We start from the raw sequence: 17,155 nt of genomic DNA on the forward strand, positions 1-17,155 counted from the left end.
CCTTAAGAGGTCAATTCGGCAACGCGACGCGGTTAAGCCTTGTCCTCCGTCGGCTGATGTGCGACACCTCAGCGCGCTGGTCGAGTCGGATCCGTGCACCTCGGTCAATCTTTCTTACTTCTCGGGGCTTGGCATCCAGCCCGGTGGGTGCCGCAGTAGTCTCCGCGCTCAGGCATCGATGCGGAGCCAGGTATCACCGGTCCGAAGCCACAGGAAGCCGTCGCGGCCCTGGCCGCACCGCAGCACGACACGACCGGGTACCTGCTCCTTGTGCCGATCCGTCACGACCCAGGAAGCGCCGACCAACTCGGCCCGGAACACTTCAGTCGATCGCTCATTGTGGACCCGCCGGGTCAGGATCGCATGGTTGCCGCGTACCGCCAGCCCGTCGGGAGACGGTACGGGACTGAGCCAACTGGCCACCTCACCAGTCAGAGGGGTAATCCGCGTCAAGAAGGTGCTGCGGCTGCCGTTGCTGGAGTACCAGGCCAACCACACGCAGTCGCCCTCGGTGGCGGCGGCGCAACCGGCCAGTGGCCATTCGGGCAGCCGGCCGTTCGGAGCCCAGACGACCTGGCCTTGATCGCCCCAGCCGGCAAGCCCAGCCGCTGATTGCGGATGACCTCCGTAGATACCTTCATCGCCGTAGGCCGTCCAGATCGATCCACCAGAGTCGGTTACCAGAACGTCGATGTCATCGCCGATGCAGAAGCTGGCCCGCTCCTCACCTTCGAGGGAAAACACCGAGGCGTTCGGCGCCCACGCGCCCGAGTCGTCCCGGCCTGCGCGACCTGCTGCAATCAGGAGCCGGGCATCCGGAAGGAGCGCGATGTGGCTCGGTCGCCTCGGGATGGCCTCGAAGGTTCGGCGTTGCACCGATCCGTCAGCGTGACGGATCACGAGCACGCCGTCGAAGGGAACTTCGGGAACCCAGCCCACCCAGCCTTTGATATAGCTAATCTGCTCCAACTGACGTCGGTCGACGAACAGGACGGCAAGCGTCCCGGACGGGCCGACGGTCCACCACAGCGGGCGCCGTCCCGCCGACAGATCCGTCGTGGACGGCTCCCACACCTTCTGCATCACGAAGACCACCGACACCCCCCTCGCTCCGGATCACCACTGCAGCCGAGGGACGCAGTGTATGGACCAGGAACGCCCGACAGCGACACGGGCCGGGGCAAGCCCCGGCTAGCTAGTTCCTGAGGTCGTGGGCTGCGCGCACGATGAGTCTCCGTGCGTCTTCTCCGGTCACGGCTTCCTTCCAGAGCCGTTCCATGGCTTTGGCGTACGCCGCGGCTTCGTCGTCTCGGTGGGTCGTCTCGCCGACGAAGGTTTCCACGATGGCTACGTCGTCGTACATCTGGAAGGAGTTCTGCGGGGTGGTGGCGAGCTGGACGCCGAGAGGCAGGATGCCGAAGCGGATGTTCGGTACGCCGACCACGGTTTGCAGCCGGTCGAGCTGGCCGCGCATGACGTCGGGCGGGCACAGGAGCCACCGCAGGACGGGCTCGGCTAGCAGGAACTCGAACCGCTTGGTGGTGTCGTACAGGAGGTGCTGGCGCTGCATTCGGGTTGCTACGGCGGCGTCGACGTCGGCGATGTCGAGGTTGTGCAGCTCGACCATCTCGGTGAGGATCCGGCGAGCGTAGTCGGCGGTCTGGAGCAGGCCCGGTACGTAGACGGTCTCGAAGTGCCGAATGAGGCGTGACTCTGCGACGAGCTGGTTGTAGCTGTCCTGGACTCGGCCGTCCACGCTTCGCGGCTACCGCTGGTTGATTGAGAGCCACATTCGGCCGGCGCTCGGCAACGTGGCGTTGAGCAAGCTCACACCGACGATGATCCGTCGCGTCCTCGCCGCGAAGGCGAGCGCAGATCTTTCGGCAACCACAGTCCGCCACATTCACGGCATGATCCGTAATGTCCTGGGCGACGCGGTACGCGAGGAGCTGTTGCACCGCAACCCCGCGCTTGCCGTCCGGCCCCCGTCGATCCGCCAACAGGAGCGGCGGGCATTGACGGTCGAGGAAGCCCGGCGCCTGATCGAAACAATCCGGGGTGATCGGCTCGAAGCGCTGTGGGTCTGTGCCCTGACCGTCGGTCTGCGGCGCGGCGAGCTGCTCGGGCTGCGGTGGAGTGACGTGGATCTCGCGGCTGGCACTCTCACCGTTCGGCAAACCGTGCTCCGCGCTGGCGGACAGCTTCACTTCTCGGAACCGAAGACGGATCGGTCGCGGCGTACCGTGCCGGTTCCCGAACAGACCATGGCGCTCATCCGCGCCCATCGGCGCCGGCAGGCTGCCGAACGGCTCCAGGCGGGCGAGCGCTGGCAGGACTTCTGCCTGATCTTCGCCTCCACGATCGGCACGCCCATGGAGCCGCGCAACGTCGACCGCGCCTGGCACGCGACACGAGCGCGTGCAGGCCTGCCCTGGCTACGGCTGCATGATCTCCGACACGCCTGCGCCACGTTCCTTCTCGCGTCGGGCGCCTCGCCCCGCACGGTGATGAAGACCCTCGGCCACAGCCAGATCACGTTGACGATGAACACGTACGCACACGTCTTGGCCGAGGTCGAGCGGGCGGCCATGGACGCGGCCGCCGACCGGCTCTTCGGTTGAGCTTGGCTGTACCGATGGCTGTACCGGTGAAAACCGGGAAGGCCCAGGCACAGCCGACATGGGCTGTGACCTGGGCCTTCAGTGGTGCGCCGCCAGGGACTCGAACCCCGAACCCGCGGATTAAGAGTCCGCTGCTCTGCCAGTTGAGCTAGCGGCGCTCGTTGGCAACGGAGAAGACACTAGCACGCCCCCTGACCCGGGTTCCAATCCGATCCCGGCTCCCCCCTTCGGTCGAGCTTAAGGGGCAGACCGGAACAAAGCGCCCAGGCCGCTGATCGACGGGACCGAGGCGCGGGTGTTCATGGGGCACGATGTGCGCCAGGCACGCGAGAACAGAGGTGGGGATGGGCAGGTTCGCGCGGGGCGGGGCGATGGTGGGGGCCCTGATCCTGACGGCGTCGCTGGCACTGACCGGGTGCGGCGACAACCAGAAGCAGCCGGCGTTCGTCGCCGGTGGTCAGCCGGCCAGCGTCTCGGCGGCCGAGGGCACGGTGAGCGATCCGTCGCCGCAGCCGGCCGCCGCGCCGCTGCGGGTGAGTCCGGCCGACGGGGCGGACGACCGGCCGGTGAGCACCGAGATCGGCGCGACGATCCCCGGCGGCGGGAAGGTGTCGAAGGTCGTGCTCACCGCCGCGAACGGCACGACCGTCGAGGGCCGGATGCGCCGCGACGGCTCGTCGTGGGTGCCGTCCACGCCGCTGAAGTACGCCACCCGGTACACCGCGACCGTTTCCGGCACCGGTACGGACGGCCAGACCCACGAGGGCACCAGCACCTTCACCACGATGGCCAAGCCGAAGTCGATGATCGGCTCCGGCCTGTACATGTTCGACGGCAAGACCTACGGGGTCGGCATGCCGGTGGTGGCCGAGTTCTCTCCCGGCATCCCGAAGAAGGACCGGGCGGCCGTGCAGAAGCGGATGTTCGTCCGCACCGACCCGCCGCAGCCGGGGGCGTGGCACTGGCTCTACAACGGCACCCAGGCGTACTACCGGGGGCCCGAGTACTGGAAGCCGGGCACCGAGATCAGCGTGCGGCTGGCCCTGGCCGGCATCCCGCTGAGCAACGGGCGGTACGGCAACGTCGACCGGACCGCGACCGCCAAGATCGGCCGCGCCTTCGAGATGAAGGTCGACAACGCCAGCAAGAAGATGACCGTGTACCAGAACGGCACGCTGATCCGTACCGTGCCGGTGAGCCTCGGCAAGAAGAGCACCCCCTCCTCCAGCGGCACCATGGTGGTGATGGAGAAGAAGGAGTCGACGGTCTTCGACACCCGGGACGAGGCGGATCCGGACAACCAGTACGTCACGAAGATCGACTTCGCGCAGCGGATCACCTGGGGTGGCGAGTACATCCACGCCGCTCCGTGGTCCGAGGGGGTGCAGGGCCGCGTGAACGTCTCGCACGGCTGCGTCAACGTCTCCATGGCGAACGGCAGGTGGCTGTTCGACCGTACCCTGGTCGGCGACCCGATCACGGTGCGGGGCACCACGCGGAGGCTGGTGCCCGGCAACGGCTGGACCGCGTGGAGCATGAGCTGGACCGAGTTCGTGGCCGGCAGTGCTCTGCCGGTGCCGAAGGGCGGCGCGGGCCCGGCCTTCTGAGCGGGAGTACCGTTGCCCGGCAGGCACGTCGGGCAACGGTGGCGCGACGATCGACAGCGCCGCCGCCGTCGCTGGAGACCAGCCCCACTCGCGAAGTGTCGCAGGTTACCAAATTCGGTACATCATAGTCGGGGTGTTCCGGTTCACTACCGGGAACGGGTACCCGAATTCCTGCGTCAGTAGGGAACGATGGCACCGGGGATCCACGACTGTGAGGGAACAATGCGAGCTGGCCAGGACGAGCTGACCCGGCGCGGGACCGCCGGGCGCGGCGGGCGACGCCGCGTGGTCGCGGCGGTGGTGCTCGCCGCCGCCATGGCGCTGACCTCCGCCTGCACGAGCGGCGGCGACAACGGCGGCAAGCCGTCGAGCTGGCAGGGCGGTGGGGAGAGCAAGCCGAAGGCGTCCGCCACCATCACCGAGCCCAAGGCCGACGCCGCCGACGTGCCGGCCTCCACCGGCATCACCTTCACCACGAAGGACGCCCAGGAGACCACCGTCGAGCTCACGAATGCCGCGGGCAAGAAGGTCGACGGCGAGCTCGCCGTGGACGGGAAGAGCTGGCTCCCGGACGGCGCCCTGGAGTACGGCCAGAAGTACACCGCGACGGTGACCGCGACCGGCGACGACGGCAAGCCGGCCACCGCGACCAGCAGCTTCACCACCATGGCCCAGCCCGCCAAGCAGATCCGGGTGAGCAGCTTCCTCGGCGACAACCAGGTGGTCGGCGTGGCGATGCCGCTGATCATCCGGTTCAGCCGGGCCGTTCCGGAGGACTACCGGGACGACGTCCAGCGCCGGATGACGGTGACCGCGAAGCCGGCCCAGGAGGGTGTCTGGCACTGGGTCAGCCCCACCGAGGTCCGCTACCGCCCCAAGACGTTCTGGAAGGCCAACACCACAGTGTCGTACCGGGTGCAGGCGGGTGGCCTGCCGCTCGGCGACGGCTGGTACGGCCGTTCGGACCTCACCGTCGACGTCAAGATCGGTCCGTCGTTCGTGATGACCGTCGACAACCGCACCAAGCGGATGACGGTCACCAAGGACGGCAGGGTGATCAAGACGATCCTGGTCAGCCTCGGTAAGAAGACCACCCCGTCGTCCAGCGGCACCATGGTGGTGATCGAGAAGCTCCGCAAGACGGTCTTCGACACCATGGAGGAGCTGGGCCCCGAGGAGGGTTACCGCACGAAGATCGACTACGCCCAGCGGCTGACCTGGGGCGGTGAGTTCATCCACGCGGCGCCCTGGTCCGAGGGGCAGCAGGGCTCGGTGAACGTCTCGCACGGCTGCGTGAACGTCTCGATGGCCGACGGCGCCTGGCTCTTCGCCAACACCCGGATGGGCGACCCGATCACGGTCAAGGGCACCGAGCGGAAGCTCCAGAACGGTAACGGCTGGACCGACTGGAACCTGAGCTGGGACGAGTACGTCAAGGGCAGCGCCCTGCCGTACGAGCCGCCGGCGCAGCCCGGCGACGACGCCAGCGCCGAGCCCGGCACGACGGACGAGCCGAGCACCGAGCCGACGCCCTGACCAGGCAGTGACCGACCGGAGCCCCTTCCCGAGCGGAAGGGGCTCCGCCGTTTCCCGCCCCGGACCCCGAAACGACGGAAGCCCCCTCCCGAAGGAGGGGGCTTCCGGAACCGGGTGACTGATGGGAATTGAACCCACGACAACCGGGACCACAACCCGGTGCTCTGCCAACTGAGCTACAGCCACCATGCTCTCCGCGCCGGGACGAGCCGGGCGGGGCGCGGACTAATAATAGCCACACCCCGGCCGACCGCGTCCACCGGGTTCCGGCTCACCGGTCGGGCCCAAGGGCCGCGCGAGCCGACCGGAGGCCGAGCCGGCCGCGCCGGCCGCGGCGGGAAGCAGTCAGAGCTTGGCCGCGATGGCCTTGGCGCTCTCCACGTCCGGCCCGGGCAGCGGTACGAAGATCGTCTGCCGGTAGTACTCCAGCTCCCGGATGCTCTCCCGGACGTCGGCGAGGGCCCGGTGGGCCAGCCCTTTCTGCGGCTGCCCGAAGTACACCCGCGGGTACCACCGCCGGCAGAGCTCCTTGATCGAGGAGACGTCGATCATGCGGTAGTGCAGGTGGGCGTCCAGGCGCGGCATGTCCCGGGCGATGAAGCCCCGGTCGGTGGCGATCGAGTTGCCGCACAGCGGCGCGCTGCGCGGATCCTTCACGTGCGTGCTGACGTAGTCGAGGACCATGTCCTCTGCCTGGGCCAGGGTGACCGTGGAGCGGCGCACCTCCTCGGTCAGCCCGGACTTGCCGTGCATCGTCCGCACGATCTCCGGCATCCCGTCCAGCGCCGCCTCGTCGGCGTGGATGACCACGTCGACCCCCTCACCCAGCACGTTGAGGTCCGGGTCCGTGACGAGCGCGGCGACCTCGATCAGCGCGTCGCGCCCGAGGTCCAACCCGGTCATCTCACAGTCGATCCAGACGAGAAGATCAGCCACCGCATCAGCCTACGCGCCGCCCACCTGCCCGCGCCTCGGCACCATGGCCGGAACAGACCGCTAGGGTTTCTCCGTGCCAGCCGAACCCGTCGCACCGCCCGCCGTCACCGAGGACGACCCGGGCGGCCTTACGGTCCGCCGGCTCGTCACGGTGCTGGCGCTCGCGGCGGTGCTGCCGGCGCTCTACCTGCCGGGATTGGTGCACGACTTCTTCGACCTCAAGATCTACATGCGGGCGATGGACTGGTGGGCGGCCGGCAACCCGCTCTACGACTACGTCCAGCCGGACCGGGTGCAGGGCGCGCTCTACTTCACCTATCCCCCGCTGAGCGCGTTGCTGCTGCGGCCGTTCGCGCTGCTGCCGCTCGGCGCCACGGTGGCGATCTTCACGATCCTCACCGGCATCGGCCTGGTGGTGACGACCCGCTGGCTGGTGCTGCCGGTGGTGGCGCGGCACGACCTGCCCCGGCTGTTCACCGTGACGGTCGCCGTCCTGCTGGTCTTCGCTGTCGAGAGCACCCGCGAGACGATCACCTTCGGTCAGATCAACATGCTGCTGGTGGTGCTGATCCTGGCCGACCTGCTGTTCGCCGTACCGCAGGGGCGGCGCTGGGCCGGCGTGGGCGTGGGGCTGGCGACGGCGCTCAAGCTCTTTCCCGGCATCTTCATCCTCTACCTCCTGGCCACCCGGCGCTGGCGGGCGGCGGCGGTGGCCGCCGGGACCGCGGCCCTGGCCACCCTGCTGGCGGCGGCGGTCGCCCCGGCCGACTCGTGGCGGTTCTGGACCCACGAGCTGTGGGCGACCGACCGGGTGGGGCGTACCGACTACACCGGGAACCAATCGCTGTTCGGCCTGCTCAGCCGGATCACCGCGCCGGAGAAGCCGAGCCAGCTCCCCTGGCTGCTGCTGGTCGGCGTGGTCGCCGGGTACGGGCTGTGGCGGGCCGCCCGCGCCGCCCGGGCCGGTGACGCGCTCGCCGGCCTGACGCTGACCGGGCTGGTCGGCGGTCTGGTCAGCCCGATCACCTGGACGCACCACCTGTACTGGTTCATCCCGGCCGTGGTGGTGCTGGTGGACGCGGCGCTGGGCGCCGACCGGGGCACGGCCGAGGGGACGCGGCAGCGCCGGTGGCTGTTCACCCTGGCCACCGGCACCGCGTTCGTGATCATCTACGGCGTGGTGTCCTTCCAGGACTGGGGTGTCGCCCCGGCTCGCACGGACAACCCCGGCGAGTTCGTTGCCCGCAACGCGTACGTGCTGCTCAGCCTGGTGCTGCTGGCGGCGCTGCCGGCCCGGCGCGCGATACCGGCCGCGCACTGAAACTTGCACCAAATGGACAGATGTTCCGAGCGCCGGCGATCGGCGCTAATCTGGTCCCAACTACCTCAAGTTTCTCCCAGGTAGCACCGATCCCCCGGTGACGGTGGCCCTCCGCGTCGGCAGCGCGGAGGGCCATCGGCCGTTCCGGGGTCGGGTCAGCCGTCGCCATCCCGGTCGTGGGGCGACGCCGGGCGGTCCACCGGCGCCGGGCGGGCGGTCTCCTCGGCCGTCCCCGGCGGCCAGGACCAGGTCGTCGTCATCCCCGGGCTCCCCGGCAGGTCGGCGAGGGTCTCCGGCCGGCGGGAGGGCACCGGGCCGATCGCAGCTCGGGTCGACCCGGCGTGGGCCGGACCGACCGAGACCAGCTGCCGGTCGGCCAGCGGCGGGCGCCCCTCGGCGGTCTTCTGCGGGCCGAGGCCACTGAGCGAGGTCACGCCGAGCCGGCCGGCGAGCACCGGGACCTGGTCCGGCTCGACCACGAAGACCACCTCGCGCAGGCGGACCGGACGCGACAGCACCACCAGAGCCAGGACCACCAGCAGGATCCCGCCGACCAGCAGGCCCCACACCGCGGCCGGGAGCCATCCCGTCCGCAGTTCGGCGCGCAGGTCCAGGGCCAGGTCGGCCCCGCCGTCGGGGCGCATCACCACCAGGCTGAGCGAGGAGTTCGCCAGTTCGCCGGGGCGCCATTCCAGCGCGCCGATCCCCTGGCGTACCCAGAAGTCCTGGTCGAGTGGCACGGGCGGGACGGCACCGGCGGTGTCCGGGCCGGCCGGGTCGAGCCGGACCGGCAGCGGGCCCCGGGTCAGCGCGACCCGCCGCACGGTGGCGTGCGGCACCGGGGCGAGCCAGCGCCGCACCTCGTCGGTGGGGGCCAGGCCGAGGAAGGCCGGGCCGTCGGCGGTCCGCGCGGTCAGCCGGAGCCGGGCCTGACCGGTACGCGCGAACGGCGCCTCGGCGCGGAGCAGCGCGTCCACGTCGGTGACCACGATGGCCCGGCCCGGGGTGCGGGCGGTCTCGAAGCGGGCGCCGAAGCCGCCGTCGGGATCGGCGTGCCGGGCGACGGTCCAGAGGCCGCCGCCGGCCAACAGCGCCGGAATTCCCATGGTCAACAGCAGCATGCCGGCGATCGTTCGCACGAACCGCATTCGTGTCGTCTCCCTCGGTAGCCAATTACCCGGCCGACCTTACCGAGGCGAACCGCACATTCACCGGATATCCACGGCAAGCATCCCAAGGACCGCAGAAAGGTCGGCGGCCCGCCGGAAGATCCGACGGGCCGCCGATGACGGCACCGCTCAGGCCCGCGGCACCGGCTCCCGCCGGGTCCGGAGGAAGGCCAGCCCACCCAGCACCAGGCCGGCCAGTCCGGCGACCAGACCGGCGATGCCGAGCGCCGTGCCGGCTCCGTCGGAGTCGTCGTCGTCACCGGCCGGGGTGGCCGCCCCGGCGCTCGCGTTCGGCGTCGCGGACGGCGAGGCGGCGGCCAGGGCGAGCACCGGGGCCGGGTTCTCCGGCTCCTCCGCGCCCGGCGTCGGCTCCTCGATCCACCGCGACACGTTGCCGTCGGAGTAGGTCTGGAGCACCTTGAACACCATCCGGTCGGCCTGCGGCAGCGGGCCCATCGAGACCGGGAACTCCTGGAACTCGCCCGGCTTGACGCCGGCGTTCGCGGCGGCGGTCCAGGTCAGCTTCGACACCGCCTCGGTGAGCTGGCTGCCGTGGACCTCGATCGGCGGGTCGACCTTGCGCTTCTCCACCTTCACCGTCCAGCCCGGCACCGGCATGGTGGAGACCGAGCCGACCGGGGCGTTCTCCGGCAGCACCACCTCGACCCTGGTGGTCGAGGCGGTGTCGCTCTCGTTCGGCACCCGGAACGCGAAACGGCCGTAGCCCCCCTGGGTCGCCTCCGTCGGGTTGACCGTGACGTGCGCCGAGGCTGGGCCGGCCAGGCCGAGCACGGCGGTGGTGACGGCGGTGAGCGCGAGCGCGACGGCGAGTGCGGGACGCCGGAGACGGATCATCTGGGTGAGAGCCCTTTCGCTACCTGATCGGCACGGTGGCGGTCACCGTGGCCTGGTCGATGTCGGTGGTACGGACGGTGATGCGCAGCTGCCACTGCCCTGCCGCCGGGAGGTTGATCTCCCCGGTGGCGTGGTTGTCCATCAGCGGTAGCAGCGGGATCTCGATGGGCTCGATCCCCGCCGACGGCAGGGCCGCCGTCGCCTTCCACTCCTGCACCGGCTGCGGCCGGTTGTCCTTGGTGTAGGCGTAGAGGTGTACGGAGTTGTTGCCCCGCTCGGCCGGGTCCAGCTCGACCTGGACCGAGGCGACCGGGCTGGCGAGCGTGGCGGCGAAGTAGCCGGTGGTCGTACCGGCCACGTCGGCGGAGGCGGTCCGGGCCGGGGTGGTCTGCACCAGGGTCGCCGAGACGCCGAGCACCACCGCGGTGATCGCCAACTCCACCCAGATCGCCCGGCGTACCCGGGTCGGGCGTTCCGCGGCGGTCCGCCGCCGCACCAGCGCCCGCGAGTACGCGGCCACCCCGAGCACCAGCGCGAACAGCACGATCTTGGCGAGCAGCAGCTGCCCGTATGTGGTGTCGACCAGCGCCTTCGGGGTGGCCACCTCGATCAGCCCCTGCACCGTGCCGGCGAGCAGCAGCGCCGCCACCGCCAGGGCCGCCCAGCGGGACCAGATCGGCAGGATCGCGCCCAGCTCGCGTTCGTCGGTCCGGGGCAGCAGGAACCCCGCGAGCATCACCAGGCCGCCCAGCCAGACCGCCATGCTGCCCAGGTGCACCGCGTCCACCACGATGGAGACCGCCGGTGCCGGCGAGGCGGCCGGGTGGCCGGCCAGCGGCCAGGTGAACAGTGCCGCCCCGCCCAGGATCGCCAGGATGATGCCGTCGGTCCGGCCGATCGGCCCGGCGAACAGCGGCCGGAGCAGGAACGCCGCCGCCGCGAGCAGCCCCAGCCGCACCAGGTGGGCGGTGCCGAAGGCGCTGCCCAGCACGTCGCCCAGCCCCGCCGACGGCACGTCGAACAGCCCGCCGCCCGCCGTGTACGGCACCTGCAACCACAGCTCGGCGAGGGTGGCCAGGACCAGCAGGCCCAGCCCCGCCCCGGCCAGCCGGGCCGGCCCGCGCCGGGGCAGCCGGCGCGGCCAGAGCGCGGCCAGCACCAGGGCCGGGCCGACCAGCAGCAGCAGGCCGGCGTAGCCGAGATACTTCACCACCTTGACCGCGGCCCCGACCACCGGGTCGGCGCGGTTGTCCGCGCCGGAGTCGACCGGCGGCGGCGACGGCGCGCCCACCGAGTAGGTGAACGCGCCGGAGACCGGGTGGCTGTCCGCGGAGATCACCCGGTAGCTCACCAGGTAGGTGCCGCGCGGGCCGGACGGGTCCACCGGAATCGTCACCACCGCACCGGCGAAGGACGGCTCGCCCCGGTCCGCCCGGGAGCCGTCCGGGGCGATCACCCGGATCTTGCCGGGCACCTTGCGGACCCCCTCGCTGAAGGTCAACGCCACCTCGGCCGGCGCGCTGGGCACCACCGCCGAGGCCGCCGGACTGGTGCTGACCAGCACGGCGTGGGCGCTCGCCGGGGTGGCCGGGGCGAGCAGCAGGGCGACGAGGGCGACCAGCAAACCGGCGGCGGTGCCCACCCGGGCGGGCCAGCGACGGTCGGCGACGGCCCCGGGCCGGCGGCGTACGGCAGCAGTCATGACCATCATGCTCTCCGACCGGACCCGGGATCGGCGACCCGGCCTCACCCGCGTCCCGGCGCGAAGGCGGTGGGCAGCCGGCGCGGTGGCTCCCCGCTGACCCGAACCAACGCCCAGAGCAGGCCCGCCTGCACCACGGCGGCCAGGTGGCCCAGTTCGTGCACCAGCGCGGTGCTGGACCGGGCGATGTCCACCGCGCTGGTGCCCGCCAGGCAGACCGCCAGCACCAGGGCCACCGGCAGGAACGCCCGGGCCCGCTCCGGCCGCCAGGCGGCCAGCGCGAACCCGACGGCGAGGGCGGCGTCGAAGGAGGCCATCTCCCGGCTGCTGTGCGGGTCGGCCTCGACGCCGAGCCCGGCCAGCAGGATCGGCAGCGCGATGGCGAACTGCGCCACCGCGGCCACCGCCACGGCCACCCGCAGCACCTGGCGCCGGGCCCGCACGGTGGCGGCGGCGCCGTCCCCCGCCGCGGCCCGGTCCGCCGCGACGGCGGCCAGCACGGGGGCGGTCAGATCGGGTACGTCGACCGCCTGCAACCGGGTGAGCCGGGTCACCCGCTCGGCCCGTGCCAGCCAGGAACGGCAGGCCGGGCAGGAGCCGGTGTGCGCCTCCAGCGCCGCCGCCGGCGCCTGCGGGTCCTCGCCGTCCAGCCGCGCCGACAGCGCCACGCGTACGTCGTCGCAGTTCATGAGCAGGTAGTCGGGGGTGGGCGGGAAAAAGTTCCCGACGTGGGCCGGACCATAGAAAGGGTCGAAGGGCCCTGCCCGGTCCAGGTACGCCGCGTAACCTCGTCTGTCGTGATCCCCGCCCCGCGCGACACCGCCGCCGGCCGCCCCGAGGCGGGCCGCGACGCCGCGCGGGACGCCGCCACGGACTGGGCGCTGGCCGCCCGCGACGGGGATCCGGTCGCGCAGGCCGCCTTCGTCCGGAGCACCCAGGCCGAGGTGTGGCGGTTCGCCGCCGCGCTCATCGACCCGGACAGCGCCGACGACCTCACCCAGGAGACGTACCTGCGGGCGTTCCGCGCGCTGCCCGGGTTCGAGGGGCGCTCCAGCGCGCGCACCTGGCTGCTCGGCATCGCCCGCCGGGCCTGCGCCGACCACCTGCGCACCGTGGTGCGCCGCCGCCGGCTGGACGAGCGGCTCGCCGCCCACGCCCACACCGACGGCCCGCACCCGGACCCGGCCGGCCACCTCGGCGCCGCCGACCTGGTCCGCCGGCTCCCCGCGGAGCGGCGCGGGGCGTTCGTGCTCACCCAGTTGCTCGGCCTGTCGTACGCGGAGGCCGCCGCGGTGGAGGGGGTGCCCGTGGGCACCATCCGCTCCCGCGTCGCCCGGGCCCGCGGCGACCTGGTCGAGGCCGTCGGCGACGCGCTCGCCGGGTGACGCGGAACTTTTCTCGGGAGCGGGACGACCAATGACCGTGACAGCAGCGAGCACCCGGGCCGCCCGCTGGCCCGCGATCCGGCCCTGGCTGGGCACCGCCGCCCGGCTCGGCCTGGCCGCCGTCTGGCTGGTCGCCGGGGGCGCCAAGGTCGACGACCTGGCCGCCTCCGGCCGGGCCGTCAACGCGTACCAGGTCATGCCGTACGACGTGGCCACCGTGATCGGCGCCGCGCTGCCGTTCCTGGAGTTGGCGCTCGGCGTACTGCTGCTGATCGGGCTGGCGACCCGACTGGCCGCCGGGGTCTCCGCGGCGCTGCTGGTGGTCTTCATCACCGGCATCGCCTCGGCCTGGAGCCGCGGCCTGGCCATCGACTGCGGGTGCTTCGGCAGCGGCGGGCAGCTCGCCGCCGGGCAGGCCCCGAGCTACCTCCCGGAGATCCTCCGGGACCTGGGATTCCTGGTACTGGCCGGGTTCCTGCTGAGCTGGCCCCGCACGCCCGTCTCCATGGACGGCTGGTTGGCGGGCGAACCTCCCGTGGAGGACGAGGATGAGTAGTCGCAAGGGGCAGCGGGAAGCCGCGCGCGTGGTCCGCGAGCAGCTCGCCCGGGAGAAGCGGCGCAAGCGGACCCTCTGGACGTCGGTCGCCGCGGTGGTCGTGCTGGTGATCGCCGGACTGATCGGTTGGTCCGTCTTCCGCAGCCAGCAGTCCGACAGCTTCACCGCCCCGCCCGGCGCCAACGACCCGGGCACCGGCATCGTGATCGGCGGCGGCCCGGTCACCATCGACCTGTACGAGGACTACCTCTGCCCGGCCTGCAAGCAGTTCCAGGACACCAGCGGGGCGACGATCAACCAACTGGTCAGCGAGGGCAAGGCGAAGGTGGTCTTCCACCCGGTCGCCTACCTCAACCGCTTCTCCACGACCGAGTACTCCAGCCGGTCGTCGGCCGCCTCGGGCTGCGCCGCCAAGGGCGGCAAGTTCAAGGAGTTCACCGACGTGCTCTTCGCGAAGCAGCCGGCCGAGGGCAGCGCCGGCCTGAGCGACGACGAGCTGATCGACATCGGCGCGGGCGTGGGGCTGGACAAGGGCGACTTCGGCTCCTGCGTGCGCGAGGGCACGTACCGGTCGTGGACCGAGCACGTCACCGACGAGGCGAGCAGGGCCGGGGTCACCGGCACCCCGACCATCAAGGTGAACGGCAAGGACGTCGAGGACCGCTCCCCGCAGGGAATCACGGCGGCGGTGGCGGCGGCCGGCAAATGATCCCCGTACCGCTGCGCCGGGCCGGGGTGGTCGTCACCGCCGCGCTCGCCGCCCTGCTCACCCTGGCCGCGCCGGCCGCCGCGCACGGCGCGGACGCCCCCGATGGCACCGACTACCGGGCCGAGGTGACCGCGCTCGCCCCCGCCCGGCCCGGGCTCACCGTCCGGGTCGTGGAGGCGGGCGCCCGGCTGGAGCTGATCAACCGGACCGGGCGGGACGTCGAGGTGCTCGGCTACTCCGGGGAGCCGTACCTGCGGGTCGGCCCCAGCGGTGGGTACGAGAACAGCCGTTCCCCGGCCACGTACCTCAACCAGACCCTCGCCGGCGACACCAACCTCTCCCCCGACGCCGATCCGGCCGCCACCCCGGTCTGGCACCGGATCACCGAGGGGCAGTCGGTGCGCTGGCACGACCAGCGGGCACGCTGGCTCGAATCGTCGCCGCCCGCCCAGGTCAGTGTCGACCCGGGGCGCCCGCAGCGGATCCGCGACTGGGTGGTGCCGCTGCGCACCGGCGGCGAGACCGTCGAGGTCCGGGGCACCCTGGACTGGGTGCCGCCGCCGGACGCGTACCCCTGGTGGGTCGCCGCCGCCCTCGGCTTCCTCGCCGTCGCGGCGGCCGGGCTCGCCCCCGCCGGCACGACCGCCGGGGTACGCGCACTGCGCGGCGTGGGTGCCCTGCTCGCCCTCGGCGGACTGGCCACCGCGGCCTTCACCATCGGCCGGGAACTCGACGCCGGGGCCGACGGAGCGGGCGGAGTGCTGCTCGGGCTGATCAACGGTCAGGTCTGGATGCTGCTCACCGGGTTCGGCGCCATCGCCGCCGGCGGGTATGCGCTGGCCCGCCGGGAGGCCGCCGACTTCGCCCTCGCCCTGGCCGGCGCCTGCCTGGCGATCTTCGCCGGGTTCGCCAACGTGGCCGTGCTCTCCCGCTCGGTGGTCCCGTTGATCTGGCCCGCCACCGCCGCCCGCGTGCTGGTGACGATCATCCTCGCCACGGGCGCCGGCGCGCTCGGCGCCGGCATCCTCCGCCTCCACGCCGCCTCCCGCGCCGGGACCCGCCCGCCACTGGATTCGCCGGCAACCCCCACCTCGCACTGATCCCGGGCTCCGGATTCTGCACGGTGGGTCGCTGATTCGCGGGCATTCGCCCCCTTGCGCCGGAACACCGAGTGCGAGATGGCCGCGGGAGGGTGGGGCGGAGCAGGTCTCAGGGGTGAGCGGCGGGACGGGGGGTGAAGCCGTAGGGGAGCTCGAGGCGGTGGGCGGCGAGGAGGGGGGCGTTGGAGAGCAGATCGACGGTGGGGGCGTCGGCGACGATGCGGCCGGCGTCGAGGATCACCGAGCGGTCGCAGAGCTCCGCGGCGTACGGCAGGTCGTGGGTGACCATCAGCAGGGTCACTGGCAGGGCGCGGAGGATCTCGGCCAGCTCCCGGCGGGCGGCCGGGTCGAGGTTGGACGACGGCTCGTCGAGGACCAGGATCTCCGGGCGCATCGCCAGCACCGTGGCCACGGCCACCCGGCGGCGCTGACCGAAGGAGAGGTGGTGCGGGGCGCGGTCCCGGTGCTCGCTCATCCCCACCGCGGCGAGCGCCTCGTCGACCCGGGCGGTGAGCTCCGGCCCCCGCAGGCCCAGGTTGGCCGGGCCGAAGGCGACGTCCTCGGCGACGGTGGGCAGGAAGAGCTGGTCGTCCGGGTCCTGGAAGACGATGCCCACCCGGCGGCGGATCTCGGCCAGGGTGTTCCGGTCCCGGCTGACCGGCAGGCCGCCGACGGTGACCGTCCCCGCCGTGGCGGTGAGGATGCCGTTGAGGTGCAACACCAGGGTTGTCTTGCCGGCGCCGTTCGGGCCGAGCAGCGCCACCCGGTCCCCGCGCGGCACGGTCAGGTCGACCTCGTCCAGGGCGATGTGACCGTCCGGGTACGCGTACCGGACGCCGCGTACGTCCAGGGAGGGAGCGGTCTGCACGTACCCGATCATGTCAGGACGACCGCGGCGGCGGCGATGGCGGCGGCCGTCAGCGGCACGGTGGCGGCGGCCGCCCACTGGCCGGCGGTGGCCGCGCCCGCGCCCTGCCAGACCGCCGGCATCCGGCCGGAGTAGCCGCGCGACACCATGGCCAGGTAGACCCGCTCACCCCGCTCGAACGCACGCAGGAAGAGCGCGCCGATCCCGGCCGCGAAACCGCGCAGCTGCCAGAGGAACCGCGGGTCGTCGCCCCGGGAGACCCGGGCCACCCGCATCCGCCGTGCCTCGCCGACCAGCACGTCGAGGTAGCGCAGCATGAAGGTGGCGATCTGGGTGAAGATCTGCGGGCAGTGCAGCCGGTCCAGGCCGACGATCAGGTCCCGGGTCGTCGTGGTCGCGGCGAGCAGGAGCGACGCCAGTACGCCCAGCGTCCCCTTGGCCAGGATGTTCCAGCCGCCGAGCAACCCGTCCACCGACAGGTTCAGCCCGGCCACCTCGACCCGCTCCCCCGCCCCGAAGAAGGGCAGCGCGAACGCGAAGAGCACGAACGGGAGCTCGATCAGTGCCCGGCCGAGCAGCCAGCGTGGACCCACCCGGGCCAGCGCCGCGACGACGGCGACCAGCAGCGCGTACCCGCCGAAGGCCCAGTACGCCTCGCGGGGCGTGGCGACCACCGCGATGGTGAACGACACCATCGCGGCGATCTTCGCCTCGGGCGGGAGGCGGTGCACCGGCGAGGTGGACTCCCGGTAGAGGACGTGTGCGTGTCCGGCACCCATCGCGGCGTACC

17 protein-coding genes and 2 tRNA genes are annotated in these 17,155 nt (G+C 72.3%); 8 read left to right on the top strand and 11 right to left on the bottom strand.

What is annotated here, in order from left to right; translation table 11 throughout:
* Positions 1 to 168: 168 nt before the first annotated feature.
* Both I8N68_RS17695 and I8N68_RS17700 read right to left on the bottom strand, forming a co-directional pair.
* Positions 169 to 1,095: a hypothetical protein gene (locus I8N68_RS17695; RefSeq protein ID WP_200211133.1), complete on the bottom strand. Its 927-nt coding sequence runs from the start codon at positions 1,093 to 1,095 to the stop codon at positions 169 to 171.
* A gap of 100 nt (positions 1,096 to 1,195) precedes the next feature.
* Positions 1,196 to 1,756, bottom strand: coding sequence for a DUF5753 domain-containing protein (locus I8N68_RS17700; protein WP_200211135.1), 561 nt, complete (start codon positions 1,754 to 1,756; stop codon positions 1,196 to 1,198).
* 19 nt (positions 1,757 to 1,775) lie between these two features.
* Here I8N68_RS17700 and I8N68_RS17705 point away from each other — a divergent pair, with 19 nt between their 5' ends.
* Entirely contained in the window at positions 1,776 to 2,621 is an 846-nt protein-coding gene (locus tag I8N68_RS17705) for a tyrosine-type recombinase/integrase (protein WP_200211137.1), read from the top strand.
* A gap of 82 nt (positions 2,622 to 2,703) precedes the next feature.
* Here I8N68_RS17705 and I8N68_RS17710 read toward each other — a convergent pair.
* Positions 2,704 to 2,779 (bottom strand) — tRNA-Lys (locus I8N68_RS17710).
* Positions 2,780 to 2,965: 186 nt separating this feature from the next.
* On the opposite strand from I8N68_RS17710, the gene I8N68_RS17715 reads away from it, so the two are divergent.
* Positions 2,966 to 4,228, top strand: a complete 1,263-nt coding sequence (locus tag I8N68_RS17715) for a L,D-transpeptidase (protein WP_200211142.1) — start codon at positions 2,966 to 2,968, stop codon at positions 4,226 to 4,228.
* 222 nt (positions 4,229 to 4,450) lie between these two features.
* A complete protein-coding gene (locus I8N68_RS17720; RefSeq protein ID WP_200211145.1) occupies positions 4,451 to 5,764 on the top strand; it encodes a L,D-transpeptidase in 1,314 nt (437 codons plus the stop codon).
* A gap of 113 nt (positions 5,765 to 5,877) precedes the next feature.
* On the opposite strand, the gene I8N68_RS17725 is transcribed toward I8N68_RS17720, so the two are convergent.
* Positions 5,878 to 5,950, bottom strand: a tRNA-His gene (locus I8N68_RS17725).
* Positions 5,951 to 6,109: 159 nt separating this feature from the next.
* Positions 6,110 to 6,700: an oligoribonuclease gene (gene orn / locus I8N68_RS17730; protein ID WP_200211146.1), complete on the bottom strand. Its 591-nt coding sequence runs from the start codon at positions 6,698 to 6,700 to the stop codon at positions 6,110 to 6,112.
* A gap of 73 nt (positions 6,701 to 6,773) precedes the next feature.
* Here orn and I8N68_RS17735 point away from each other — a divergent pair, with 73 nt between their 5' ends.
* The gene (locus I8N68_RS17735) at positions 6,774 to 8,021 is read left to right on the top strand and encodes a glycosyltransferase family 87 protein (protein WP_200211148.1); all 1,248 of its coding nucleotides are present in this window, start codon (positions 6,774 to 6,776) and stop codon (positions 8,019 to 8,021) included.
* A 155-nt stretch (positions 8,022 to 8,176) separates the two neighbouring features.
* On the opposite strand, the gene I8N68_RS34265 is transcribed toward I8N68_RS17735, so the two are convergent.
* From I8N68_RS34265 to I8N68_RS17755, 4 genes are all read right to left on the bottom strand, one after another.
* Complete coding sequence (locus I8N68_RS34265) at positions 8,177 to 9,169, bottom strand: hypothetical protein (protein ID WP_200211150.1); 993 nt, start codon at positions 9,167 to 9,169, stop codon at positions 8,177 to 8,179.
* 150 nt (positions 9,170 to 9,319) lie between these two features.
* A complete protein-coding gene (locus I8N68_RS17745; RefSeq protein WP_200211152.1) occupies positions 9,320 to 10,045 on the bottom strand; it encodes a YcnI family copper-binding membrane protein in 726 nt (241 codons plus the stop codon).
* Positions 10,046 to 10,064: 19 nt separating this feature from the next.
* Entirely contained in the window at positions 10,065 to 11,747 is a 1,683-nt protein-coding gene (locus I8N68_RS17750) for a copper resistance CopC/CopD family protein (RefSeq protein WP_200211154.1), read from the bottom strand.
* Positions 11,748 to 11,791: 44 nt separating this feature from the next.
* A complete protein-coding gene (locus tag I8N68_RS17755) occupies positions 11,792 to 12,436 on the bottom strand; it encodes a zf-HC2 domain-containing protein (RefSeq protein ID WP_200211156.1) in 645 nt (214 codons plus the stop codon).
* Between the two features lie 108 nt (positions 12,437 to 12,544).
* On the opposite strand from I8N68_RS17755, the gene I8N68_RS17760 reads away from it, so the two are divergent.
* Genes I8N68_RS17760 through I8N68_RS17775 form a run of 4 tightly spaced genes read left to right on the top strand, consistent with a single transcriptional unit; the run spans position 12,545 to position 15,497 of the window.
* Positions 12,545 to 13,132, top strand: a complete 588-nt coding sequence (locus tag I8N68_RS17760; protein WP_200211157.1) for a sigma-70 family RNA polymerase sigma factor — start codon at positions 12,545 to 12,547, stop codon at positions 13,130 to 13,132.
* 31 nt (positions 13,133 to 13,163) lie between these two features.
* Positions 13,164 to 13,688 carry a MauE/DoxX family redox-associated membrane protein gene (locus I8N68_RS17765; RefSeq protein ID WP_200211158.1) on the top strand — a complete coding sequence of 175 codons (525 nt, stop codon included), beginning with the start codon at positions 13,164 to 13,166 and terminating at the stop codon, positions 13,686 to 13,688.
* Positions 13,681 to 14,397, top strand: coding sequence for a DsbA family protein (locus I8N68_RS17770; protein ID WP_200211159.1), 717 nt, complete (start codon positions 13,681 to 13,683; stop codon positions 14,395 to 14,397). The genes I8N68_RS17765 and I8N68_RS17770 overlap by 8 nt, the downstream gene beginning before the upstream one ends.
* Complete coding sequence (locus I8N68_RS17775; RefSeq protein WP_234040022.1) at positions 14,394 to 15,497, top strand: hypothetical protein; 1,104 nt, start codon at positions 14,394 to 14,396, stop codon at positions 15,495 to 15,497. The genes I8N68_RS17770 and I8N68_RS17775 overlap by 4 nt, the downstream gene beginning before the upstream one ends.
* A gap of 109 nt (positions 15,498 to 15,606) precedes the next feature.
* On the opposite strand, the gene I8N68_RS17780 is transcribed toward I8N68_RS17775, so the two are convergent.
* Both I8N68_RS17780 and cbiQ read right to left on the bottom strand, forming a co-directional pair.
* Positions 15,607 to 16,377: an energy-coupling factor ABC transporter ATP-binding protein gene (locus I8N68_RS17780; protein WP_200211160.1), complete on the bottom strand. Its 771-nt coding sequence runs from the start codon at positions 16,375 to 16,377 to the stop codon at positions 15,607 to 15,609.
* Positions 16,374 to 17,144: a cobalt ECF transporter T component CbiQ gene (gene cbiQ, locus I8N68_RS17785; protein ID WP_200211163.1), complete on the bottom strand. Its 771-nt coding sequence runs from the start codon at positions 17,142 to 17,144 to the stop codon at positions 16,374 to 16,376. Before cbiQ ends, I8N68_RS17780 begins: the two co-directional genes overlap by 4 nt.
* Positions 17,145 to 17,155 lie beyond the last annotated feature (11 nt).

Origin of the sequence: Micromonospora coerulea (assembly GCF_016598485.1) — a bacterium.
Lineage (GTDB): Bacteria > Actinomycetota > Actinomycetes > Mycobacteriales > Micromonosporaceae > Micromonospora > Micromonospora coerulea.

Bases quoted from the DNA above. Each gene is read 5' to 3' on its own strand.
- I8N68_RS17755 (WP_200211156.1), bottom strand. From the start codon at position 12,436: ATGAACTGCGACGACGTACGCGTGGCGCTGTCGGCGCGGCTGGACGGC.
- I8N68_RS17765 (WP_200211158.1), top strand. From the start codon at position 13,164: ATGACCGTGACAGCAGCGAGCACCCGGGCCGCCCGCTGGCCCGCGATC.
- I8N68_RS17750 (WP_200211154.1), bottom strand. From the start codon at position 11,747: ATGACTGCTGCCGTACGCCGCCGGCCCGGGGCCGTCGCCGACCGTCGC.
- I8N68_RS17770 (WP_200211159.1), top strand. From the start codon at position 13,681: ATGAGTAGTCGCAAGGGGCAGCGGGAAGCCGCGCGCGTGGTCCGCGAG.
- I8N68_RS17775 (WP_234040022.1), top strand. From the start codon at position 14,394: ATGATCCCCGTACCGCTGCGCCGGGCCGGGGTGGTCGTCACCGCCGCG.
- I8N68_RS17720 (WP_200211145.1), top strand. From the start codon at position 4,451: ATGCGAGCTGGCCAGGACGAGCTGACCCGGCGCGGGACCGCCGGGCGC.
- I8N68_RS34265 (WP_200211150.1), bottom strand. From the start codon at position 9,169: ATGCGGTTCGTGCGAACGATCGCCGGCATGCTGCTGTTGACCATGGGA.
- I8N68_RS17780 (WP_200211160.1), bottom strand. From the start codon at position 16,377: ATGATCGGGTACGTGCAGACCGCTCCCTCCCTGGACGTACGCGGCGTC.
- cbiQ (WP_200211163.1), bottom strand. From the start codon at position 17,144: ATGGGTGCCGGACACGCACACGTCCTCTACCGGGAGTCCACCTCGCCG.
- I8N68_RS17745 (WP_200211152.1), bottom strand. From the start codon at position 10,045: ATGATCCGTCTCCGGCGTCCCGCACTCGCCGTCGCGCTCGCGCTCACC.
- I8N68_RS17715 (WP_200211142.1), top strand. From the start codon at position 2,966: ATGGGCAGGTTCGCGCGGGGCGGGGCGATGGTGGGGGCCCTGATCCTG.